The organism is Microvirga lupini (genome assembly GCF_014191055.1).
GTDB lineage: Bacteria > Pseudomonadota > Alphaproteobacteria > Rhizobiales > Beijerinckiaceae > Microvirga > Microvirga lupini_A.
The window spans coordinates 622,570-644,347 of the sequence record NZ_JACHWB010000003.1 but is presented as its reverse complement, the minus strand read 5'-3'; the positions used below and the strand labels follow the sequence as shown (position 1 = coordinate 644,347).

The window sequence follows — 21,778 nt, the reverse complement described above, 5'->3', positions numbered from 1 at the left end:
CCCATGGTCAACCGCCCCTACCCGCCGACCCTGAACTATCCGTCCTACGAGGTCGACCGGGTGACGGAAGGCGTCATCAGCCGCCGCTTCTGGGCTTACCTGATCGACTTGGTCGTGATTGCCCTATGGGTCGTGCTGATCTCCATCGGAATCTTCTTCCTCGGGATCATCACGCTCGGCCTCGGCTGGGGGCTGTTCTTCGCGCTTCCGCTCACGGCGCTGATCTTCATCGTCTACAACGCGGTGACCATCGGCGGCGCGTCCCAGGCGACGGTCGGCATGCGCTACATGGGCCTGCGCGTCATCGATCCGCGTACCGGCCGGGGCGCCTCCCCGCTGGCGGCCGCCGTGCACGCGCTGTTCTTCTACGTGGCGATCTCGACCTTCCTGCTCTGGGCCTGCGACGTGTTCGTGGGCTTCGTCCGTGACGATCGGCGATTCATCCGGGATCTGCTCACGGGGATGATGGTGGTGCGGGCCTGAAACCAATGGGTGAAGTGCAGCCTTTAAGATAAGCCTCATCCTGAGGAGGTGCGTAAGCACCGTCTCGAAGGACGAGGGCGCCTCCAGAGGCCACGGGAGCCTCCTTCGAGACGCCGCTTTCAGCGGCTCCTCAGGATGAGGCCGGGAATTGTGGAGGGATATTTCGGGGCACAGAACACGCCCCTGTGACTACCGATCTCTTTTCCTGGACGTACGGGACACCAATGTTATCCTTCGAGCGTTGACGAAGCGCTCAAGGTTTCTCCACAAGGCTTTCCCGATTGACGAGCCAGCCCCGCGACGCCCCGCAGTTCTACCTCACCTCCCCGTCCGCATGCCCCTACCTGCCGGGCAAGGAGGAGCGAAAAGTCTTCACGCATATCGTGGGACGGCGCGGGCGGGAGCTGAACGAGATCCTCACGCAGGGCGGTTTCCGGCGGTCGCAGACCATCGCCTACCGGCCCGCCTGCGATGCGTGCCGGGCCTGCGTGTCGGTGCGGGTTCTCGTGGATGAGTTCGAGCCCTCGGGCAATCTCAAGCGCGTCCTGAAGGACAATGCCGATCTCATCGGCAACGCCCTGCCCAACCGTCCCTCCTCAGAGCAGTATTCCCTGTTCCGCCGCTACGTGGACACGCGCCACGCGGATGGCGGCATGGCCGACATGACGGTGCTCGACTATTCCATGATGGTCGAGGACAGCCATGTGGACACGAAGCTCATCGAGTACCGCCGGCGCGGCATCGACAGCGGCATCACCGGCAAGGGCTCGGGCGATCTCATCGCCGTCTGCCTCACCGACGAGATGAGCGACGGCCTTTCCATGGTCTATTCGTTCTACGAGCCGGACCTGCACGACCGCAGCCTCGGTACCTTCATGATCCTCGACCACATCCGCCGCGCCAGGGCGATGGGCCTGCCGTATCTTTACCTCGGCTACTGGGTCGAGGGTTCGAAGAAGATGGGCTACAAGGCCCGTTTCAAGCCGCAGGAGCGGCTGCTGGCGCAAGGCTGGGCACGGGTGGAATGATTTTTACGCACGTCATGGCCGGGCAGGCCCGGTCATGACGTGGTGAGTTATGAGAACGATCCCGGATCGGCTCGCGCCGCCCGGGATGACTGTTGATCAGCCTTACTCCCCAAACCTGTTCGACTTAGGGAAACCCTTGGGCGGCAGGCGGCCGGCCTCGGTGCGGTCTCCCATCCAGTCGCGCAGGTCTTCCTTGGCGACCGTCCAGGTGCGGCCCGAGGTGTCCTTCCAGGTCAGTCCTTCCTTCAGCTTGAAGACCTTGGCGTCGGAGACGCCGCCGTCCTTGTAGCGCTGGAGGCGAACGCCCTTGCCGCGGGTCATCTCCGGCACCTGCTTCGACGGGAAGATCAGCAGCTTGCGGTTCTCGCCGATGATCGCGACGTGATCGCCCTCGGCCTCGGTGCAGACCGCCATCTTGGCCGGCGCGTCGAGATTGAGGATCTGCTTACCCTTGCGGGTGTTCGCAGTGATCTCCTCCGTCGGCACGATGAAGCCGCGTCCATCGGTGCCCACGACGAGCAGCTTCGAGCTGGCCCGGTACGGGAAGGCCGCGATGAAATCCGCGCCCTCCTCGAGGTCCACCATCAGGCGGATCGGATCGCCGAAGCCGCGGCCGCCGGGGAGCTTAGAGGCATCCAGCGTGAAGAAGCGGCCATTGTCCGCCACCACGACGATCTTGGACGTGGTCTCGGCGAAGAACGCGACTTTCAGCGCATCGTCGCCCTTGAACTGCACGCCGGAGAGATCCGCCTGGTGGCCCTTCATGGCGCGGATCCAGCCCTTTTCGGACACGATGACCGTGATCGGCTCGCGCTCGATCATGGCCTCCGCGAAGTCGATGTCGGAGGTGTCCGGCGCCTGATCGAAGGTGGTGCGGCGCTTGCCCAGAGCGGTGTCGGGGCCGAAGGTCTTGCGGACCTCCTTGATCTCGGCGGAGATTGTCTTCCACTGCACCTTCTCGGAGTCCAGAAGCTCCTCGATCTTCGCTTTCTCGTCCTGCAGGTTCTTCTGCTCGCGCTTGAGCTCCATCTCCTCGAGCTTGCGCAACGAACGCAGGCGCGTGTCGAGGATGGCGTTGGCCTGGACCTCGGTGAGCTGGAAAACGCGCATCAGCTCCTGCTTCGGCTCGTCCTCCTCGCGGATGATTTTGATCACCCGGTCGAGGTCGAGATAGACGATGAGCAGGCCCCCTAAGATCTCCAGGCGCCGGTCGATGGCGGCGAGCCGGAACCGGGAGCGGCGGATCAGCACCTCGCGGCGATGGTCGAGCCATTCGCGCAGGCACTCGGCGAGGCTCAGGACCTTCGGCACCTTGCCGCCGGCGAGTACGTTCACGTTCATCGGAACTCGGCTCTCGAGCTCGGTGAGCTTGAACAGCGATTCCATGAGGATGATCGGATCGACCGTCTTGGCGCGGGGCTCGAGCACCACGCGGATATCCTCGGCCGATTCATCGCGCACGTCGGCCAGCAGCGGCAGCTTCTTTTCCTGCAGCAGCTCGGCGATCTTCTCGATCAGGCGCGACTTCGGCACGGCATACGGAATTTCGGTGACGACGATCTGCCAGTTGCCGCGACCGAGATCCTCCTTCGCCCAGCGTGCGCGCACGCGGAACGAGCCGCGGCCGGTGCTGTAGGTCTCCGCCATGGCGGCCGGCGTGTCGACGATGATGCCGCCGGTCGGAAGGTCCGGACCCTGCACGAACTGCATCAGCTGCTCGGTGCCGGCATTGGGCTTCGCGATCAGGTGCAGGGCCGCGTCGCAGAGTTCGGCGGCGTTGTGCGGCGGGATCGAGGTCGCCATGCCGACCGCGATGCCCTGCGAGCCGTTGGCCAGCAGGTTCGGGAAGGCGGCCGGCAGCACCACCGGCTCCTCGTTGGCCTGGTCGTAGGTCTCGCGGAAATCGACCGAGTCCTCGTCGATTCCTTCCAGCAGCAGGCGCGCCACTTCGGTCATGCGCGCCTCGGTGTAGCGCATAGCGGCGGCGCCATCACCGTCGATGTTGCCGAAATTGCCCTGCCCGTCCGCCAGCGGATAGCGCTGGGCGAAGTCCTGCGCCATGCGCACCAGGGCCTCGTAGATCGACTGGTCGCCGTGCGGGTGGAACTGACCCATCACGTCGCCGACGATGCGGGCGCATTTCTTCGGCGCCGCCTTCGGGTCAAGCCGCAGGAGCCGCATGGCGTGCAGGATCCGCCGGTGGACGGGTTTGAGCCCGTCGCGCGCATCCGGGAGCGCCCGGTGCATGATGGTCGAGAGCGCGTAGGCGAGATAGCGCTCCTCCAGGGCGTCCTTGAGATTGATGTTCTCGATCTCGCCCCCTGACGGCGGATTGACCGGCTTACCCATAACTCGAAATCCTCAACTGCGAATCGCTTCTTATCATCTGAAAAGAGAACATAACAGAAACAAACTTCATTCGTCCCCAGCCGTGGCCAGTGCGACGAAACGCGCCCGCTCCTCCGGCGCCCGCTGCCCCTGGGGGCCGAAGACGTTCTGATGCAGGAAGAAGTCGGTGAGCGCAAATCCCTCACGGATGTCCTCCTCCCGCGGCCGGTTGGCTCTGGTCTGGCCGATCAGGAACCCGGGCAGCTTGAGCAGGCGGTCCTTGTAGGGCGCTCCGGCCTCGGCCGAGACTGCCCGCCCGCTCCGGGGCGACACATAGGTCAGGTCCCGCTCGGTGCCGGTAGCGGCGCAGCTTGTGAGGTCTAGCCCGAAGCCGAGCTCGGTCAGCATGGCGAGCTCGAAGCGCACGAACAGCGGCGGTGCGAGATCGGGGTCGTCCAGGTGGTCGACCAGGACGGTGAGCGTCTCGTAGAGGGCGAAATGCGGGTCCCGCTCCGGAAAGTAGCGCAGAAGATGAGCGAGCGTCGCCAAACCGTACAACGCCATGGAGGAGCCCATTAGGCGCGCGGCGCGCAGGTTCAGCCCTTCGACCTGGTAGGTGCCCAGATGCTCGTCGAGCCGTGCCCGCCAGGTCGCCTGCACGGTGTTGCCGGGCTGGAGCACCGCCTGAAGGGTCTTGGATCGCCCGCCATGGACAAGCCCCATGTGTCGGCCGTGCTCACGCGTCATCAACTCGAGAATGACGCTGGCCTCCCCGTGCTTGCGGACGCCGAGAACGACGCCTTCGTCAGTCCAGTGCATCAGTCCCGGTAGCCTTCAAAAAGGGATGCCCGAGCTCCTGATGTAGGCATTCAGGGGGCATTCATCCATATTCTCCAACGTTATGGGGCAACTTCTAATATTCTGTTGCAAAAGCCGAAATCCGCTCCGGGGGAACCAAACAGCCCCCCTCACATTGTCGAACACCTTAGTGTGTCTAGTGATGAATTGAGGACCATGAAGCTTTCCAGCCTGTTTCTTGCGAGCACCGCCCTTCCCCTGATGTTGCTGCCAGTCAGCGTATCGGCCCTCCAGCCGGAAGCCGTGACACCTCTCGTCCTGGCCCAAGCCGGACCGAGCGCCGATGAGGAGCTGCCGCCCGGCGCCCGCCCGAGACGGCAGGGCCAGCAGGACGGAGACCAGCCGCGTGGCGGACGCCAGGGCCAGGAGCGCCGGCAGGACGCGCAGGAGCGCAGGCAGGGCGGCCAGGATGCCGGAGGCCCCGGAGCCTCCGAGGAGCGGGGGCAGCGCCCACCCCGCGGCGCCGGCCCGGCGGAACGCGGCGGTCCTGAGGGGCCACGCGGATCCCGCGCGACTGAATCCGATGAGGCTCCGCCGCCACGTCGCGGCGCGGCGCAGCCTGGCGAGCGGCCCACGCCGCCTTCCGGCACGACACCGGCCACGCCTGCGCGCCCCGCGCAGGCTCCTGCAGAACGCGCGCAGCCTTCCGCCGAGACACCTGAGCGTCCTGCCCGACCGGCCGCCCAGGAGCGCGAGCGGAACCGTGATCGTCCCGCCGCCGAACGCCCTGGACAGCAGTCACCTGCTGCCGGAACCCCGCCGAGAGCACCGGCTCCGGCGGCGCAGCCGGCCACACCTCCGGCCCCGGCCCAGCAGCGGCCTGCGGCGGGTGCGCCTCGTCCGACCGATGCGGAGCGGCCCACCCGCCAGGGTGACACCGAGCGACCAGACCGTGATCGCCAGCGCGCCCGCGATCAGCGTCCCGGGCAGGACGCGCCCACCACGACCACAGCCCCGGCGGCTCCCGCGCCTTCCGCGCCGACCGCTGCTCCGACGCCGGCACCGACTGCTCCGGCAACGCGGGCCCAGCCTACGGCACCAGTCCCGGCCCAGACGGAACCTCGGCAGGCAGCCCCCGCCACGGCCCAGCCGCTGGATGCGTCCCGCGTTCGAATCGAGGATCTTCGTCGCGAGCGTCGGGAGCGCCGTGAAGGCGATCGGGTGATCATTGAGGAGCCCGGCAACCGCACGATCATCCGTGAGGGCAACAACGTCATCATCCGCAGTGACGAAACCGAGCGCTTCCGCCGGACCTATCGCGACGCCGACGTCCGCGTGGAGCGGCGCGGTGGAAACGAAGAGGTCACGATCGTGCGCCGTCCTGACGGCTCCGAGATCGTCACCGTGCGCGATGAGGACGGCAACCTGATCCGACGTGTGCGGCGAGAGGCGGCAGGCCGTGAGGTCGTGCTGATCGAGAACCGCCGCAGCGGCATTGAGCGTCGCCCGGGCTATGGCTATGTGGAGGAGGAGGTGATCCGTCTGCCGCCTCCGAGGGTTACCATTCCGCGCGAGCGCTACATCGTCGAGACGGAGCGTGCTTCCGAAGCCGACATCGTCGAGGCCTTCACGGCCCCGCCGGTGGAGCGCATCGAACGCGCTTACACGCTCGATGAGATCCGTCGCAGCCAGCCCCTACGCCAGCGCATGCCGCGGGTCGATCTCGACACGATCACGTTCGAGTTCGGCTCCTGGGAGTTGCCCCCGGATCAGATCGATCAGCTGCGGGTGATCGCGGATGGCCTGCGTCAGGCGATCTCCCGCAACCCGAACGAGATCTTCCTGGTCGAGGGCCACACGGATGCGGTCGGCGCGGACGAGGACAACCTGACCCTCTCCGACCGTCGCGCGGAAACCATCGCGACGATCCTGTCGGAGCGCTTCCAGATCCCCGCCGAAAACCTGACCACCCAGGGTTATGGCGAGCAGTACCTGAAGGTGGCCTCGCAAGGTCCCGAGCGCGAAAACCGGCGCGTGACCCTGCGCCGGATCACCCCGCTGCTGCAGGGCCAGAACCAGCAGTAACCTCAAAGACCGGGAGGGCCTCACCCTCCCGGTTTTCATTTGCGGCGCTTATTCCGGCAAGCCCGCCTGTCGGAGCCCCTCGGCGAACCGGCTCATCACTTCCTTGGTGAAGGCCATCGCCTGTAAAATGTCGGGGATCTTGATTCCGGGGTAATCCTTCATCAGCTCTCCGACACTTTCCCGCGCCTTGTCGGTCTCACCCGCCAGGGCATAAGCTGGCGCGAGCGTGCGATGGATCCAAGCGGTCCTCGGCTTGCTCATGAGTGCCTTTTCCTGCCATTGCGCAGCAAGATCGTACCGTCTTGCGATGAAGTGGGCGCATCCGATTCCGACTTCGCAGTTGAATGCCATGGGGTCGAAGGGGCTCAGGCGCAGGGACCGTTCGAAATGCTGGATCGCGACCTCCGGGTCGTCATGATAGTTGCGCAGCCAGCCGCTTCGGTTCCAAGCCCAAGCCGAGTTCGGATCCAGCGACAGCGCGCGGTCCAGCATCGATGTGGCACGCTGGAACTCTCTCGTGATCGTCAGCGCGGCACCAAGAACCGTAAGGATGAAGGGATCGTCGTGAGCGATGGCCGCCGCGGCCTGGGCCTGGCGCAGGGTCTCGCGCTTGTCTTCCTGAAGGTTCTTCGACCAGTTGTAGACGATCCGCTGGCCGCGACACCAAGCGGCCAAAGCCATGGCGAGCGGATAGCCCGGATCGAGAAGAAGCGCCTTGTCCAGGAGCCTTGCCGCTTCCTTGTTGGCTTCGAATTCGAGAGCCCAGACATAGGGGAGCGCTCGCATCACGAGGTCATAGGCATCGAGATTTTCCGGTCGCTTGCGCCTGGCCCGCTCGATCTCGGCCGCTCTGATCGACGGCTGGATCGAACCCACGACGCTGGCGGTGATCTGATCCTGGAGATCGAACACATCCTCGGCGACACCATCGTAATGCTCGGCCCAGAGATGCATCCCGGTGCTCGCATCGACAAGCTGCGCAGTAATTCGAATCTTCGAACCTGAGCGCCTCACGCTGCCCTCCAGCACGTAGCGGACGCCGAGTTCGCGGCCGATCTGCTGCACGCTGACCACGCGACTCTTGTAGGCAAAGGTCGAGTTCCGGGCGATCACGAAGAACGACTTGAAACGCGACAGAGCCGAGATGATGTCCTCGACGATGCCGTCGGCGAAATACTCCTGCTCCGGATCCTTACTGAGATTGGCGAAGGGCAGCACCGCGATGGAAGGCCCTTCCTGACGGGAGCTGGAGGAGCGGCGCTCCCCCGACCGCTGCCCCGTATCCATTCCCTCCAGGAGGCAGAAGACCCTGATCGGTCGACCGATGTTCTTGAACTGATGCTCCCCCTTATCTTCGAAATCATAGGGAAGCTTGCCTCTGACCTCTTCATAGACCTTTCCGGAAAGGCAGATCCCACCGGGCAGCGCCATCTTCTGCAGCCGGGATGCGATGTTCACCCCGTCGCCGAAGATGTCGCCGTCCTCTTCGACCATGATGTCACCGATATTGATGCCGACGCGCATCTGAAGGGGTTTGGTCGCCTCCTTCTCTGAACCTCCGGCAATCGCCTCCTGAAGATCGACCGCACAGCGAACGGCATCGACCGGACTCGCGAACTCAACCAGGAATCCATCCCCGATGGTTTTCACGAGCCGCCCGTGATGGAGACGGATGCGGGGCTCGATGATGTGACGACGAAGATCCCTGAGGCGGCTGAGAGTGCCTTCCTCGTCTCTCGACATGAGGTCAGAATAGCCTACCACGTCAGCGGCGAGGACAGCTGCGAGACGCCTTTGCGCCGTTTGGTCAGAAGGGCTGCTCATGGCCTCTCCGGGACATCGACGCTGAAACGGCTGGAACGCAACGTCAGAAAGGCCGTGTCCGGAGACAAACCGCCTTTCCATCAACTTTCATGTTAAAGCCCAACGGTTCATCTGGTTGCGTTGCGAAGGCTCTTAAAATGGCGTGAAATAAAGGATTCTCGTCATCGGAATGTGGGCCTGAGGATAAGAAAGGCCTCTCATTCGACCCGCCATGCACAAGATGTGGCGAAAAGAGACGGAAGATCTTGGAGTATTTTCTCTTCATTAACCTTTCAAGATGACGCTGGGTTACTCACAAGAAGAATGGAAGCCCGGCGATGTTTGGTATTCTGCGGCGCGCTCCACAAGCAGAGGCCCCGGACGAAACCGTTCAGGTCGCATCGGAGGAAGAAACGCCCCTGGTCACGCGGGAGAGCCGCCTCGACACCGAGGTGGTGGATTCGCTTGAGGCCGACGTTCTGAAAGCCATCGAGGGCGTCACGCGGGCGATCGCGGTCGCCGCCTCCGACGTCGCTGCCGTGGAGAAGGATCTGGCCGAGATCCGCCTCCATGCCGGAGAGCTTGCCGCCTCGGGCAAGACCGCATCGGCCGAGAGCCTTTCGCTGGCCTCATCCACCGAGGAACTCGCGGTCACATCGGCTGAGATCGGCCGCTCGATGGAGCATGCGAGCACGCGGGTCGACAACGCGATCCAGGCCGCCCGGAAGGCCAGCGACCTGATCATGCAGTTGTCGACTGCTACGGCGGAAATCGTCGGCATCGTGGATACGATCTCGGCCGTGGCGCGCCAGACGAACCTGCTGGCGCTGAACGCCACCATCGAGGCAGCGCGCGCCGGCGAGGCCGGCAAGGGCTTTGCCGTGGTGGCCAGCGAAGTGAAGGTGCTGTCCACCCAGACCGGCAAGGCCGCCGACGACATCCGCCTTCGGATCGACCGCCTGCGCGAAACAGCCCAGGCCTCGACGACCGCCGTGACGGAAGTGGTGGAGGCGGTCCAAGGCGTCCGCCCTGTCTTCGATACGGTGCGCGGTGCCGTCGGGGAGCAGAACTCCGCCATCAGCGAAGCCTCCCGCCTTGCTGGCGAGACATCCTCCAGCGTGGCCCGGGTGAGCGATCGGGCCGGCGACGTGGATTCCATCTCCCTGAATGCAAGCGCCAGGGCCGATGAGGCCGATCAAGCTACCCGGAAGGCTGACGGATTGGCAAAAGCCCTCGGGCAGCGTTTCGTCACCGTGATCCGACAGAGCGAAATCGGCGACCGACGCCGGGCTGACCGTTTTCCCGTCGAACGCTCGGCGACCCTGTGGTTTGCCCATCGCGGCGTTTCCTCCCGGCTGATCGACGTCAGCGCCGGCGGCCTGCTCATGGCGGCCATTCCGAATGTCGATGTGAGGCCGGACATGCCGGTGGAGATCGACATCCAGCATCTCGGCCGGGTCAACGCCAGGATCGTCGCCGTCAGCTCCATGGGCATTCATTGCGGCTTCGACAGGCTCAACGATGAGGCACGCCTGCGCATCGACGATTTCGTCGCGCAGGTGGAGGCAACTTACCGGCCGCGCATCCTGCTCGCTCAGGAGACGGCCCGTCAGGTGGAGAGGCTGATCGAGCAGTCCGTGGCCGATGGCCAAGTCTCGCGGGACAGCGTCTTCGACACCGATTATCGAATGATCCCAGGCACCGACCCGGTCCAGTACGGCACAGCCTATCTGCCCGTTTTCGAGAGGCTCCTGCCCCCGATCATCGAGAAAGTTCTGGCCACGGATTCCGTCATGGCCTTCTGCCTCGCTATCGACCGGAACGGCTATATTCCGGTTCACAACCGGATCTACTCGCAGCCGCAGCGGGCCGGCGACCCGGTGTGGAACGCGGCGAACGCCCGCAACAAGCGGATCTTCGACGATCGCGCCGGCATCACGGCGGCCCGCTCCACGCGGCCCTTCATCGTACAGGCCTATGCCCGAGACATGGGCGGCGGCAAGATCGTCATGATGCAGGAGGTGGACGCTCCCATCCGCGTCCTCGGCCGCCACTGGGGCGGGTTGCGGACGGCGTATCGCGCTTAGCCGCGCGGGAACTCCAGGCCCATCTCGCGGTAGCGCTCGGGATCGTCGCTCCAGTTCTCGCGCACCTTCACGAAGATGAAGAGGTGAACCGGCGACTCGGCGATCTCGGCAATCTCCTTGCGGGCCGCCTGGCCGATGGCCTTGATGGTCTGGCCGCCCTTGCCGAGCACGATCTTGCGCTGACTGTCGCGCTCCACGAACACGGTCTGCTCGATGCGCACCGACCCGTCGGGCCGCACTTGCCACTGATCCGTCTCGACGGTGGACTGATAGGGCAGTTCCTCGTGCAGGCGCTCGTAGATCTTCTCGCGGGTGATCTCAGCCGCCAGCATGCGAAGCGGCGCGTCGGAAATCTGGTCCTCCGGGTAGAGCCAAGGGCCTTCCGGCATCATCTGCGCGAGCTGGCGCTTCATGGTCTCGATGCCGTCGCCCTTGAGGGCCGAGATCATGAAGGTGTGGGCGAAGGGCACCTGCTCGTTGAGCTTGGCGGCCATCTCCAGGAGCTTGGAGCGTTCGATCAGGTCGATCTTGTTGAGGATCAAGACCTTCGGGCGCTTCAGCTCCGGCAGCTTGGCGAGAATCGCCTCGGCCTCCTCGTCGATGCCCTTGCGCACGTCGAGCAGGAGCGCGATCACGTCCGCATCGCCTGCCCCGCCCCAAGCCGAGGTCACCATGGCGCGGTCGAGGCGGCGCTTCGGCTTGAAAATGCCGGGAGTATCCACGAACACGATCTGTGCCTCGCCCTCGATGGCGATGCCGCGCACCAGGGCGCGGGTCGTCTGCACCTTGCGCGACACGATGGAAACCTTAGAGCCGACGAGCGAATTCAGCAGGGTCGACTTTCCGGCATTCGGAGCGCCGATGAGAGCGACGAAACCGGCCTTGGTGGTGGTCTGTTCAGGCTGTTCCATGCTCTTCCTCCGTCCAGACGCCCTCTCTCAAGAGAAGGCTCCGCGCCGCCGCCTGTTCCGCGACACGCTTCGATGTGCCGAGGCCGAACTCGGTTTCCGCTCCCTTGACCTTCACCATCACCCGGAACTTCGGTGCGTGATCCGGCCCGGTTTGCTCGACGATGGAATAGGTCGGTGGCGGCAGGCCACGCCCCTGCGCCCATTCCTGCAGGGCGCTCTTGGGATCGCGGAGCGGACGGCGGGGAGCCTCCAGCAGCGGCTGGAAGGCCCGCTCGACAAGGCTGCGGGCAGCCTCGTAGCCGCCATCCAGGAAGACGGCGCCGATGATCGCCTCGCACACATCCGCCAGGATGGTCTGGTTGCGCCGCTCGCCCGAATGCGCCTCGCCGGCGCCGAGCTTGAGATAGGGTCCGACATCCCACGCGATGGCGATCTCGGCGCAGCTCTCACGCCGTACGAGTTCCGCCAGACGCCGGGAGAGCTCGCCCTCAGGGGCACCCGGAAAGGTGCGGTAGAGCAGGTCTGCGATGGCGAGGCCGAGCACCCGATCCCCTAAGAATTCCAGGCGCTGATAGCTTTGTCCGTCCGCCTTGGGAGCGCTGACATGGGTCAGCGCTTCGTCCAGGAGCGCACGTTTTTCAAAGCGGTAGCCAAGCTTGTTCAGAAGCTCATCGAGGTTCGGCTTGCGGCGTGCCACGGGTCAGCGGATCCCCTCGAAGAGACGGTTCCAGCGGATCTTCTGCGGCCATTCCCAGGGCCGCCAGAGGGACGCCGTCTCGTCGATCGAGAAGAAGATGATCTCGGCGCGGCCCACCAGATTCTCGAACGGCACCTGCCCGACGCTCGCCTCGTCGCGGGAATCGGTGGAGTTGTCCCGGTTGTCGCCCATCATGAAGAAGTGACCGGGCTGCACCGTGTAGACATTGGTGTTGTCCCAGTAGCCACGGTCGTTGTCGCGCTCGATGACAAAGTGGGACACGCCGCCGGGCAGCGTCTCGCGGTACTGCGGCACGCTGACGGTGCGACCATAAAGATCGGTGGTCTTGTAGTCCTCGACCCGCTCGCGCTGGACCGGCTGGCCGTTGATGTGCAGCACGCCGCTGATCACCTGGATCTTGTCGCCGGGCAAGCCGATCACGCGCTTGATGTAATCCGTCGAGTTGTCCTTCGGCAGCTTGAACACGGCGATCTCGCCCCGCTTCGGCTCGGAGCCGAAGATGCGGCCGGAGAAGATGCCCGGGCTGAACGGGATCGAGTGCTTGGAATAGCCGTAGGAATACTTCGAGACGAACAGGTAATCGCCGATCAGCAAGGTCGGGATGAGAGAGCCCGACGGGATGTTGAAGGGCTGAAACAGCACGGTGCGCACGACCACGGCGATCAGAAGGGCCTGGATGATGACCTTGATCGTTTCCCAGAGGCCGCCTTCTTCGTTTTTCACGGTGCTACCCACGTATTTGCTGGTTTTGTCGCTCACGTTACTCGACCTATGCTCTTTGGACAGGGCAGCGGCAGCTGCCTTCCTATGCTGTGACAGTCGAGAGGGGGTTGCACTCAGCCCCGGGTGCAAGCCTCTCTCGATATCGTCCCTGCGGCACCTGATTGCGACCGGGAAGGCCGCTTTGCCGCGCCATGCTCTAACCTAAGCCGCGGCCTGCCGCAACGCAGCCCCTGTAATCACACCGGCAGTGCCTCGATGATCACGAAGGCCTGGGCCATGGGCGGGTCATCGGTCAGGGACACATGGACGACGGCTTTGTGACCGGCAGGCGTCATTGCCCGCAGGCACTCCAGAGCTCCTCCCGTCAGGCGCATCGTCGGGCGCCCGCCGGGAAGGTTGACCACCTCCATGTCCCGCCAGAACACCCCGTGGCTCAGGCCCGTTCCCAAAGCCTTGGCGCAAGCCTCCTTGGCGGCGAAGCGGCGGGCGTAAGAAGGAGCCCGGGCCGCCCGCCGGTCGCTCCTGGCCCGCTCGCCCTCCGTGTAGATCCGGTGCGTGAAGCGGTCGCCGAAGCGCTCGATGGACTTCTCGATCCTGCGGATGTCGCAGAGATCGGATCCGATGCCGAGGATCATGCTGGCACCTGCGCCCGGCCCTCGTCCATGGCGGCCCGCATGGCCCGCACGGCCTCGTCGAGGCCCATGAAGATGGCCTCTCCGATGAGGGAATGGCCGATATTGAGCTCCACGATCTGCGGAATGGCCGCCACCGGCCGGACGGAATTGAGGTCGAGCCCGTGCCCGGCATGGATCTCGAGGCCGATCCTGGCCCCATGTTCGGCCGCACGGCGCAGGCGCTCCAGCTCATGGGCGATCCGCGCCTCGTCGCCTTCGACGACAGCCTCGCAATAGGTGCCGGTGTGGAGCTCGACCACGGGAGCCTGCAACTCGCAGGCGGCATCCATGACCGCAACTTCCGGCTCGACGAAGAGGGACACGCGGATGCCCTCGCCTTTTAGTTCCTTGATCACCGGACGCAGATGGGCATGGGCGCCGATGATGTCGAGTCCCCCTTCGGTCGTGCGCTCCTCGCGCTTTTCGGGCACGAGGCAGGCCGCATGGGGATGAAGCCTTGTGGCGAGGCCGACCATCTCGGAGGTCGCGGCCATCTCGAAGTTGAGCGGCACGAAGAGCTGGCGCTTGAGGCGCTCCATGTCCTGGTCCCGGATATGCCGGCGGTCCTCGCGCAGATGGGCCGTGATCCCGTCGGCTCCGGCAAGAACTGCCAGATGGGCGGCTCTAATCGGGTCTGGATGTGTGCCGCCGCGAGCGTTCCGCACTGTGGCGACGTGGTCGATGTTGACGCCGAGGCGTAAAGGGGGAGCGTTCATAAGGGTGTTTTATATTAAACCGTTGCTCTGACTAGCCTTGCCTCGTTCCGAACACATGGAAGTTTGGACTCATCACAGAGCTTTGCACGAAAATATTGTTGCAATATAGTTCTCGTGTCGACCGTTGAGGAGCCTCGTGATCAAACTCATGTTGAGAGGAACGGCTGCGGTTCTTGTTATTATTGGTACGCTGTTGTGGCTTTGGATCGCTCTGGAGACCGTTTCTGACTCCGATAGTGGCATGGACAGAAGTCTCGACTACCAATTCGCAGTCTTCGCAACGGCGGTCTTCTGCATCTTCGTCATTCCGGCCGGATATCTGGTCTACCGGAGCAGCAGGTTGCCAGCGGCCCTGCTTCTGGCGATCATTCCGTTTCTCCTGCCGTTTCTAGGCATTGCATTGCTGCGCTGATCCCGCAGAAACGCGGGTCACTTGCCTTCCCGACCCAAATCGACTATAGCCCCCGCTTCGCGTTCGCTCCGGCCGGGGGCTGAACGGACGGCATGGCTTGGCCATGCAGGGTTTTGACGAACCCGTCGTCCCGTGTCTCCGCCTTCGACAATCGCTCGGGCCTTGCAGGCTCGAAGGGCTTGGCGCCGATCGGATGCGCGAAACGGCCGAGACACTCGTCAAAAGAGTGCAAGGCTTGTCCTCAAACCCTGAGAAAGGCCCATTATGCCTCTCTATGAGCATATCTTCATGGCTCGCCAGGATGTCACCCCGCAGCAGGTCGAGACCATGGTCGACCAGTACAAGGGCGTCATCGAGCAGAATGGCGGCACCGTCGAGAAGACCGAGATGTGGGGCGTGAAGTCCCTCGCCTACCGCATCAAGAAGAACCGCAAGGCGCATTTCACGATGTTCAACCTCAACGCTCCGGCTCCGGCCGTGGCCGAGATGGAGCGTCAGATGCGCATCAACGAAGACATCCTTCGCTTCATGACCATCAAGGTCGAAGAGCTCGAGACCGAGCCGTCCGTGATGATGCAGAAGCGCGACCGCGACGAGCGCAAGGACCGCGAGCGCCGTGAGCGCGACGGCGGCGGCTTCGACGGCGCCAGCGAAGGCGAGGAGGCTTAATCATGGCATTTGGTGCAACCGGTGGCGCCGCTGGCGGCGGCCGTCGTCCCTTCTTCCGTCGTCGCAAGACCTGCCCGTTCTCGGGTCCCAACGCGCCGAAGATCGACTACAAGGACACGAAGCTCCTGTCCCGCTACATCTCCGAGCGCGGCAAGATCGTTCCGTCCCGCATCACGGCCGTGTCGGCCAAGAAGCAGCGTGAGCTCGCCCAGGCGATCAAGCGCGCCCGCTTCCTGGGCCTGCTGCCCTACGTGATCCGCTAAAACTCTTTGGCTGCCCGTTCTCCAGATCGGGCAGCCATTCTCCTATCAGATCGCCCAGCGGTGGAACCCCGCCGGGTCAGTTGAGGCGGATGCCTCTAACCCTGCCGATGAGCAGCGGGACAGCGAGACGATGAATTTTGTAGCAACAGGCATAGGCGCAGGGCTCGTATCGGCCCTCCTGACCGCGGTGATCGTCAAGGCGACCCCGCTGGCGGCCATGCTGTATCTGCTCGCCCCCATTCCCGTCCTGATCGTGTCCCTCGGCTGGGACCACCGCTCCGGCCTCGTGGCGGCCATCGTCGGTGGCCTCGCCATTGCGCTGATCCTGTCGCCGCTGAGTGGTTTTGGCTTTGCACTGATCACCGCCCTGCCCGCCTGGTGGCTGTCCTACCTTGCCCTGCTCGGGCGCCCCGGACCGGACGGCACCATGGAATGGTATCCGGTCGGCCGACTCCTGGCCTGGACTGCCGCTACGGCTGCGCTCACCATCATCGCCGCCGGCGTGATCTCGACGGGCGGCGATTACAGCGCCTTTGAGCAGAACACCCGCGAGGTCGCCGAGGCCTTCGTGAACGCCCAGTTTGCCGCCACCGGGGCCGAGGGCGGTCTCGATGCCGAGACCCGCGAGCAGCTGATCGCCATCTTCGCGCGACTGACGACCTTCCTGTCGGCTCAAGGCTTCGTCACCGTGCTGGCCATCTACCTCTGGGCCGCCGCCCGGATCGTGCTGGCGTCCAAGCGCCTGCCGCGCCCCTGGCCGCCGGTGCCGGAGCTGGTGATGCCCCGCTCCGCCGCGCTGATCCTGATCGGCGGACTCATCCTGGCAAGTCTCGGTGGTTTCGCTGGCGCGCTGGGCATGGCCTTGTCCGGCGCCTTCCTGATGGCTTTTGCCTTGCAGGGCCTGGCAGCCATTCACGATCGTACGCGAGGCCGTTCGGGCCGCTCCTTCCTCCTGAGCGCCCTCTATGTCCTGATCTTCGTTACCCAGGGCATCCTCATGGTTGCCCTGGCCCTCTTCGGCATCGCCGATTCCACCCTCGGCCTGCGCCGCCGCATCGGCACGCGGCCGACACCACCGCCTACCCTTTCAACCTGATCACGAACCTAAAGGAGACAACCATGGATGTGATCCTTCTCGAGCGCGTCGCAAAGCTCGGCCAGATGGGCGAGACCGTGAAGGTCCGCTCGGGCTACGCCCGCAACTTCCTCCTGCCGCGCGGCAAGGCTCTGCGCGCCACCGAGGCCAACAAGAAGCACTTCGACGCTCAGCGCGCCCAGCTTGAGGCCCGCAACCTCGAGCGCCGCAAGGAAGCCGAGACCGTCGGCGAGAAGCTGAACGGCCAGAGCTTCATCATCCTGCGCCAGTCCGGCGAGACCGGCGTGCTCTACGGCTCGGTCTCCACCCGCGACCTCGCCGAAATCATGACCCAGAATGGCTTCACGGTTGACCGCAACCAGATCGCCATCAACCAGCCGATCAAGACCATCGGCCTGCACAATGTGCCGGTCGCCCTCCATCCGGAGGTCGAGGTTCAGGTGACCATCAACGTCGCCCGCAGCCCCGAGGAAGCCGAGCGTCAGGCGCGCGGTGAGCAGGTCACGACCCGCGAGGAGACCAACCTCGACGACCTCGGCCTTGAGGTTGGCGCGGCTCTGGCTGAAGCTGGCGGCGACGAAGAGCTCTAAGCTGGAGCAATTGCTCCAGTTCCTGTTTTGTTCTAAAGTGGCGCTCTCCGTCGATTCGACGGGGAGCGTTTTTTCTTTGGGTTTCAGGCTTGTGGGAGAGTCAAGCCGCGACGCCTGCGAAAAGATGGACGGTGTGAGAATCGAGGACAGCGAGGACAGCTCGGGGTCTGCCCGGATTCGTGTCGATCCGGCAACCTTTAGGACACCAATTGCGGTCTAAGAGACTCTAACCCTTCTCCTGTTTCCCGGAGCGCCAGATGGCCACCGCCAACGCCCTGATCGCCCGTCTCGAGACCGCCGAACCGCAGTTTCGGACGCCTCCCAGCAACATCGAGGCCGAACAGGCCCTGCTGGGCGCGATCCTGGTCAACAACGACGCCTATTACCGGGTCTCCGACTTTCTCGAGGCTGGCCATTTCATCGAGGACCTGCACCGGCGCATCTACGAGGTGGCCACGAGCCTGATCAAGGCCGGCAAGATCGCGACGCCGATCACCATGAAGACCTTTCTGGGCGATCAGGATCTCGGCGGCATCACGGTGTCCCAGTACCTCGCCCGCCTCGCGGCCGAGGCGACCACCGTCATCAACGCCGAGGATTACGGCCGTACGATCTACGACCTCGCGATCCGCCGCAACCTGATCAATATCGGCGAGGATATCGTCAACAACGCCTTCGACGCGCCCGTCGAGAATTCGCCCCGCGAGCAGATCGAGGAGGCGGAACGGCGTCTCTACGCGATTGCCGAAACGGGTCGCGCGGACGGCGGCTTCCAGCGCTTTTCCGATGCGCTCACGGCCGCCATCGACATGGCCGCTGCCGCCTACAAGCGCGAAGGCGCATTGTCCGGCGTCTCGACGGGATTGATCGATCTCGACAAATCCCTTGGCGGCCTTCAGCCTTCGGACTTGATCATCCTTGCCGGACGTCCGGCCATGGGTAAGACCTCGCTGGTGACGAACATCGCGTTCAACATCGCCAAGGCCTACCGGGCGGAGAAGCAGCAGGATGGCCATTTGAAGACCGTCAATGGCGGCATCGTCGGCTTCTTCTCTCTCGAAATGTCGGCCGAGCAGCTCGCCACCCGTATCATCGCCGAGCAATCGGGCGTACCGTCCTACAAGATCCGCCGCGGCGACATGCGCGAGGACGACTTCTACAAGATCACGGAAGCCGCCCGTGAGATGCAGTCCATCCCGTTCTACATCGACCAGACCGGCGGCATCTCCATTGCGCAGCTCACCGCCCGGGCGCGACGCCTCAAGCGTCAGCGCGGCCTCGACGTGCTCATCGTCGACTACCTTCAGCTCCTCTCCGGCTCCTCCAAGAAGGGCGAGAATCGCGTGCAGGAGCTGACCGAAATCACCACCGGCCTCAAGGCGCTCGCCAAGGAGCTTTCGGTTCCGCTGATCGCCCTCTCCCAGCTCTCCCGTCAGGTGGAAGCCCGCGACGACAAGCGTCCGCAGCTTGCGGACCTTCGTGAATCGGGCTCGATCGAGCAGGACGCCGACGTGGTCATGTTCGTTTACCGCGAGGAGTACTATCTGAAGAACAAGGAGCCGAAGCCCGGCACCGAGGAATACTTCAAGTGGCAGGCGGAGATGGACCAGGTTCACGGTAAGGCCGAAGTCATCATCGGCAAGCAGCGTCACGGACCGACCGGAACCGTCCAGCTCGCCTTCCAGGCAGACATCACCCGCTTCACCGACCTTGCGGATGAAGACAAACTTCCCGATCGGATTGGCGATTGACCAGGAATAATTCTCAGACGAACGCGGCCCGCGACATTCTGGAGAACGCTGCGGGCGGTATCCTCCATATCGATCTCGATGCGCTCGCCTCGAACTGGCGCACGCTGCGCGAGCATGCCGGTGGCGCCGAGACGGCAGCCGTCGTCAAGGCGAACGCCTACGGCACCGGCATCGAGAAGGCTGTTCCTGCGCTCGCCCGCGCCGGCTGCCGCACCTTCTTCGTGGCTCACTTAAGCGAGGCGATCCGTGCCCGCGCCGTGGCGCCCTATGCTGCGATCTATGTGCTGAACGGGCTCTTCGCCGGCACCGGACCGACCTATGCGGAGTTCGACCTGCGGCCGGTTCTCGGATCTTTCGAGGAGGTCGAGGAATGGGCCGGGTTCTGCCGGGCTCAAAACCGCAAGCTGAAGGCCGCGATCCATGTGGATACCGGCATGAACCGCCTCGGCCTCACCGTACCGCAGGGCCTGACACTGAAGGATCGCGGAGAGCTGAAGGATTTCGAGATCGCACTCCTCATGAGCCATTTCGTCAGCGCCGAGGAGAGCGACAATCCGCTGAACGCTCAGCAGATCGAAGCCTTCGAGGCGGTCCGCTCGACGCTTCCCGGCATTCCCGCCTCGCTGCCGAATTCCTCGGGCATTTTCCTGCGCGACAAGCCCGGCTACGACCTGGTGCGTCCCGGCTATGCCCTTTATGGCGGCAACCCGACACCGGATCGGAACAATCCGATGAAGCCGGTCGTCGGCTTGAATGCCCGCATCGTGCAGTTGCGCTGGGTCGAGGCGGATCAGACGGTCGGCTACAATGGCCGCTGGGTGGCGCTGGACAAGCGCCGCATCGCCACGCTCTCGGTGGGCTATGCTGACGGCTATCCGCGTGCGGCGAGCGCACGGGGTCGGAGCGGCGACGAACTGCTGGCCGGCATGGCGCTGGTGGCCGGACACACCTGCTCTTTCGCCGGCAACGTCTCCATGGACCTGATCACCATCGACGTGACCGACGTACCGGAGTCTCAGGTGAAGCGCGGCGACACCGTCACGCTGATTGGCGGCGATCTCACCATTGACGAGGTCGGCCGCCGGGCCGGTACCATCGGGTACGAGATCCTCACCAATCTGGGAGCCCGCTACGCCCGCGCCTATCGCGGGGGAGAAGCCTGATGGCCAAGCAGCGTCATCCCAGCTTCGTCTGCCAGGAATGCGGCGCGGTCTATAACCGCTGGAAAGGCAAGTGCGAGGCCTGCGGCGGCTGGAACACCATCGTCGAGGAATCCGGCTCCGCAAGCCCCATGGCGGGGCCCGCCGCCACACGCCCCTCCCGGGCCAAGGGCCGGATCTTCCCGCTCGAAGGCTTGTCCGGCGAAACGAAGGAAGCGCCGCGCACGCCCTCCGGCATCGCAGAACTCGATCGGGTCACGGGCGGCGGCTTCGTGCATGGATCGATCATCCTGCTCGGCGGCGATCCCGGCATCGGCAAGTCGACGCTCCTCATGCAGGCCTCCGCCGCGCTGGCCAATCGGGGCGAGCGCGTCGCCTATATTTCGGGCGAGGAGGCGGTGGCCCAGGTGCGCCTGCGGGCCGAGCGCCTCGGCCTCGGTCAAGCACCGGTCGAGCTCGCCTCCGAGACCAATGTCGAGGATATCATTGCCACCTTGAGCCAGGGCCGGCCGCCGGCGCTGGCCATCATCGACTCGATCCAGACCATGTGGACCGAGACGGTGGAATCCGCCCCCGGCACCGTCACCCAGGTGCGCGGCTCGGCCCAGGCGCTGATCCGCTTCGCCAAGACCACCGGCACGGCTGTGATCCTCGTCGGTCACGTGACCAAAGATGGCCAGATCGCAGGCCCGCGCGTGGTCGAGCACATGGTCGACGCTGTGGTCTCCTTCGAGGGCGATACCGGCCACCATTTCCGCATCCTGCGTGCCGTGAAGAACCGCTTCGGCCCCACCGACGAGATCGGCGTGTTCGAGATGTCCGACCAGGGCCTGCGCGAGGTGCCCAACCCCTCTGAGCTATTTCTTGCCGGGCGCGACATGGCGACAGCCGGCACGGCGGTGTTCGCTGGCATGGAGGGCACGCGCCCACTCCTCGTAGAGATCCAGGCTCTCGTCGCGCCGTCCTCCCTCGGCACGCCCCGCCGCGCCGTGGTCGGCTGGGACCAGAGCCGTCTGTCCATGGTGCTCGCGGTTCTGGAGGCTCACGGTGGCCTCAAGCTCGGGATGCACGACGTCTATCTCAACGTGGCCGGCGGCCTGCGCATCACCGAGCCGGCAGCGGACCTTGCCGCAGCCGCCGCCCTGGTCTCGTCCCTGTCGGGCAACGCCCTGCCGCCGGACACGGTCTATTTCGGCGAGATGGGCCTCTCCGGCGCCATCCGTCCCGTGGCTCAGGAGCAGGCAAGGCTGAAGGAAGCGGCGAAGCTCGGCTTCTCGAGTGCCGTTTCCCCGCAGCCGAGGATAGACAAGTCCAAGGGCTCAAAAAGCGAGCGCCTGCCGCTGGCGACCTCGTCAATCGGCCACATCACCGATCTCGTGGCAGGCATCGCAGCGCGGCGACGCAAGGCATCATAGCCTCGCTTGCATAGACGCATATACCTAGACCGTTTGGACAGATTGACACTTTAGAACAATTCCATAAC

General features: G+C 64.6%; 21 protein-coding genes. 12 read left to right on the top strand and 9 right to left on the bottom strand.

The window, feature by feature from the left end:
* Positions 1-3 precede the first annotated feature (3 nt).
* Together FHR70_RS14565 and FHR70_RS14560 are read left to right on the top strand one after the other, a co-directional pair.
* Entirely contained in the window at positions 4-483 is a 480-nt protein-coding gene (locus FHR70_RS14565) for an RDD family protein (RefSeq protein WP_183451322.1), read from the top strand.
* A 281-nt stretch (positions 484-764) separates the two neighbouring features.
* Positions 765-1,511 (top strand): arginyltransferase, encoded by a 747-nt coding sequence (locus FHR70_RS14560; RefSeq protein WP_183451320.1) that lies wholly within the window; start codon positions 765-767, stop codon positions 1,509-1,511.
* Positions 1,512-1,613: 102 nt separating this feature from the next.
* On the opposite strand, the gene parC is transcribed toward FHR70_RS14560, so the two are convergent.
* Together parC and recO are read right to left on the bottom strand one after the other, a co-directional pair.
* Positions 1,614-3,860: a DNA topoisomerase IV subunit A gene (gene parC, locus FHR70_RS14555; RefSeq protein WP_183451318.1), complete on the bottom strand. Its 2,247-nt coding sequence runs from the start codon at positions 3,858-3,860 to the stop codon at positions 1,614-1,616.
* Between the two features lie 66 nt (positions 3,861-3,926).
* A complete protein-coding gene (gene recO / locus FHR70_RS14550; RefSeq protein WP_183451316.1) occupies positions 3,927-4,658 on the bottom strand; it encodes a DNA repair protein RecO in 732 nt (243 codons plus the stop codon).
* A 195-nt stretch (positions 4,659-4,853) separates the two neighbouring features.
* Here recO and FHR70_RS24080 point away from each other — a divergent pair, with 195 nt between their 5' ends.
* Complete coding sequence (locus FHR70_RS24080) at positions 4,854-6,722, top strand: OmpA family protein (protein WP_246408165.1); 1,869 nt, start codon at positions 4,854-4,856, stop codon at positions 6,720-6,722.
* Positions 6,723-6,770: 48 nt separating this feature from the next.
* Here the strand turns inward: FHR70_RS24080 and FHR70_RS14540 are convergent, their stop codons facing one another.
* A complete protein-coding gene (locus tag FHR70_RS14540) occupies positions 6,771-8,546 on the bottom strand; it encodes an adenylate/guanylate cyclase domain-containing protein (protein ID WP_183451314.1) in 1,776 nt (591 codons plus the stop codon).
* A gap of 317 nt (positions 8,547-8,863) precedes the next feature.
* Between FHR70_RS14540 and FHR70_RS14535 the strand changes: the two genes are divergently transcribed.
* Positions 8,864-10,612 carry a methyl-accepting chemotaxis protein gene (locus FHR70_RS14535; RefSeq protein WP_183451312.1) on the top strand — a complete coding sequence of 583 codons (1,749 nt, stop codon included), beginning with the start codon at positions 8,864-8,866 and terminating at the stop codon, positions 10,610-10,612.
* Here FHR70_RS14535 and era read toward each other — a convergent pair.
* From era to FHR70_RS14510, 5 genes are all read right to left on the bottom strand, one after another.
* Positions 10,609-11,523 carry a GTPase Era gene (gene era, locus FHR70_RS14530; RefSeq protein WP_183451310.1) on the bottom strand — a complete coding sequence of 305 codons (915 nt, stop codon included), beginning with the start codon at positions 11,521-11,523 and terminating at the stop codon, positions 10,609-10,611. The genes FHR70_RS14535 and era overlap by 4 nt on opposite strands.
* Positions 11,510-12,220 (bottom strand): ribonuclease III, encoded by a 711-nt coding sequence (gene rnc, locus FHR70_RS14525; RefSeq protein ID WP_183451308.1) that lies wholly within the window; start codon positions 12,218-12,220, stop codon positions 11,510-11,512. Before rnc ends, era begins: the two co-directional genes overlap by 14 nt.
* 3 nt (positions 12,221-12,223) lie before the next feature.
* Entirely contained in the window at positions 12,224-12,964 is a 741-nt protein-coding gene (lepB, locus tag FHR70_RS14520; RefSeq protein ID WP_343058815.1) for a signal peptidase I, read from the bottom strand.
* A gap of 236 nt (positions 12,965-13,200) precedes the next feature.
* Positions 13,201-13,599 carry a holo-ACP synthase gene (gene acpS, locus FHR70_RS14515; RefSeq protein ID WP_183451306.1) on the bottom strand — a complete coding sequence of 133 codons (399 nt, stop codon included), beginning with the start codon at positions 13,597-13,599 and terminating at the stop codon, positions 13,201-13,203.
* The gene (locus FHR70_RS14510; RefSeq protein WP_183451304.1) at positions 13,596-14,354 is read right to left on the bottom strand and encodes a pyridoxine 5'-phosphate synthase; all 759 of its coding nucleotides are present in this window, start codon (positions 14,352-14,354) and stop codon (positions 13,596-13,598) included. Before FHR70_RS14510 ends, acpS begins: the two co-directional genes overlap by 4 nt.
* Before the next feature lie 136 nt (positions 14,355-14,490).
* Between FHR70_RS14510 and FHR70_RS14505 the strand changes: the two genes are divergently transcribed.
* Positions 14,491-14,766, top strand: a complete 276-nt coding sequence (locus tag FHR70_RS14505) for a hypothetical protein (protein WP_183451302.1) — start codon at positions 14,491-14,493, stop codon at positions 14,764-14,766.
* Positions 14,767-14,809: 43 nt separating this feature from the next.
* Here the strand turns inward: FHR70_RS14505 and FHR70_RS14500 are convergent, their stop codons facing one another.
* The gene (locus FHR70_RS14500) at positions 14,810-14,998 is read right to left on the bottom strand and encodes a hypothetical protein (protein ID WP_183451300.1); all 189 of its coding nucleotides are present in this window, start codon (positions 14,996-14,998) and stop codon (positions 14,810-14,812) included.
* A 32-nt stretch (positions 14,999-15,030) separates the two neighbouring features.
* Here FHR70_RS14500 and rpsF point away from each other — a divergent pair, with 32 nt between their 5' ends.
* From rpsF to radA, 7 genes are all read left to right on the top strand, one after another.
* A complete protein-coding gene (rpsF, locus tag FHR70_RS14495) occupies positions 15,031-15,435 on the top strand; it encodes a 30S ribosomal protein S6 (protein WP_183451298.1) in 405 nt (134 codons plus the stop codon).
* Positions 15,436-15,437: 2 nt separating this feature from the next.
* Positions 15,438-15,698 carry a 30S ribosomal protein S18 gene (gene rpsR, locus FHR70_RS14490; protein ID WP_036353512.1) on the top strand — a complete coding sequence of 87 codons (261 nt, stop codon included), beginning with the start codon at positions 15,438-15,440 and terminating at the stop codon, positions 15,696-15,698.
* A 130-nt stretch (positions 15,699-15,828) separates the two neighbouring features.
* Positions 15,829-16,794, top strand: a complete 966-nt coding sequence (locus FHR70_RS14485; protein WP_183451296.1) for a DUF2232 domain-containing protein — start codon at positions 15,829-15,831, stop codon at positions 16,792-16,794.
* Positions 16,795-16,817: 23 nt separating this feature from the next.
* Positions 16,818-17,384 carry a 50S ribosomal protein L9 gene (rplI, locus tag FHR70_RS14480; RefSeq protein WP_183451294.1) on the top strand — a complete coding sequence of 189 codons (567 nt, stop codon included), beginning with the start codon at positions 16,818-16,820 and terminating at the stop codon, positions 17,382-17,384.
* 257 nt (positions 17,385-17,641) lie between these two features.
* Positions 17,642-19,135, top strand: coding sequence for a replicative DNA helicase (locus FHR70_RS14475; protein WP_183451292.1), 1,494 nt, complete (start codon positions 17,642-17,644; stop codon positions 19,133-19,135).
* Complete coding sequence (gene alr / locus FHR70_RS14470) at positions 19,132-20,298, top strand: alanine racemase (protein WP_246408163.1); 1,167 nt, start codon at positions 19,132-19,134, stop codon at positions 20,296-20,298. Before FHR70_RS14475 ends, alr begins: the two co-directional genes overlap by 4 nt.
* Positions 20,298-21,710 (top strand): DNA repair protein RadA, encoded by a 1,413-nt coding sequence (gene radA / locus FHR70_RS14465; RefSeq protein ID WP_183451290.1) that lies wholly within the window; start codon positions 20,298-20,300, stop codon positions 21,708-21,710. The genes alr and radA overlap by 1 nt, the downstream gene beginning before the upstream one ends.
* The last annotated feature ends 68 nt before the right edge of the window (positions 21,711-21,778 follow it).

Excerpts from the sequence above, each read along its gene's own strand:
- FHR70_RS14475 (WP_183451292.1), top strand. The coding sequence starts at position 17,642 with ATGGCCACCGCCAACGCCCTGATCGCCCGTCTCGAGACCGCCGAACCG.
- rpsR (WP_036353512.1), top strand. The coding sequence starts at position 15,438 with ATGGCATTTGGTGCAACCGGTGGCGCCGCTGGCGGCGGCCGTCGTCCC.
- FHR70_RS14565 (WP_183451322.1), top strand. The coding sequence starts at position 4 with ATGGTCAACCGCCCCTACCCGCCGACCCTGAACTATCCGTCCTACGAG.
- FHR70_RS14540 (WP_183451314.1), bottom strand. The coding sequence starts at position 8,546 with ATGAGCAGCCCTTCTGACCAAACGGCGCAAAGGCGTCTCGCAGCTGTC.
- FHR70_RS24080 (WP_246408165.1), top strand. The coding sequence starts at position 4,854 with ATGAAGCTTTCCAGCCTGTTTCTTGCGAGCACCGCCCTTCCCCTGATG.
- FHR70_RS14510 (WP_183451304.1), bottom strand. The coding sequence starts at position 14,354 with ATGAACGCTCCCCCTTTACGCCTCGGCGTCAACATCGACCACGTCGCC.
- era (WP_183451310.1), bottom strand. The coding sequence starts at position 11,523 with ATGGAACAGCCTGAACAGACCACCACCAAGGCCGGTTTCGTCGCTCTC.
- recO (WP_183451316.1), bottom strand. The coding sequence starts at position 4,658 with ATGCACTGGACTGACGAAGGCGTCGTTCTCGGCGTCCGCAAGCACGGG.
- rplI (WP_183451294.1), top strand. The coding sequence starts at position 16,818 with ATGGATGTGATCCTTCTCGAGCGCGTCGCAAAGCTCGGCCAGATGGGC.
- rpsF (WP_183451298.1), top strand. The coding sequence starts at position 15,031 with ATGCCTCTCTATGAGCATATCTTCATGGCTCGCCAGGATGTCACCCCG.
- FHR70_RS14485 (WP_183451296.1), top strand. The coding sequence starts at position 15,829 with ATGAATTTTGTAGCAACAGGCATAGGCGCAGGGCTCGTATCGGCCCTC.
- parC (WP_183451318.1), bottom strand. The coding sequence starts at position 3,860 with ATGGGTAAGCCGGTCAATCCGCCGTCAGGGGGCGAGATCGAGAACATC.
- radA (WP_183451290.1), top strand. The coding sequence starts at position 20,298 with ATGGCCAAGCAGCGTCATCCCAGCTTCGTCTGCCAGGAATGCGGCGCG.
- FHR70_RS14535 (WP_183451312.1), top strand. The coding sequence starts at position 8,864 with ATGTTTGGTATTCTGCGGCGCGCTCCACAAGCAGAGGCCCCGGACGAA.
- acpS (WP_183451306.1), bottom strand. The coding sequence starts at position 13,599 with ATGATCCTCGGCATCGGATCCGATCTCTGCGACATCCGCAGGATCGAG.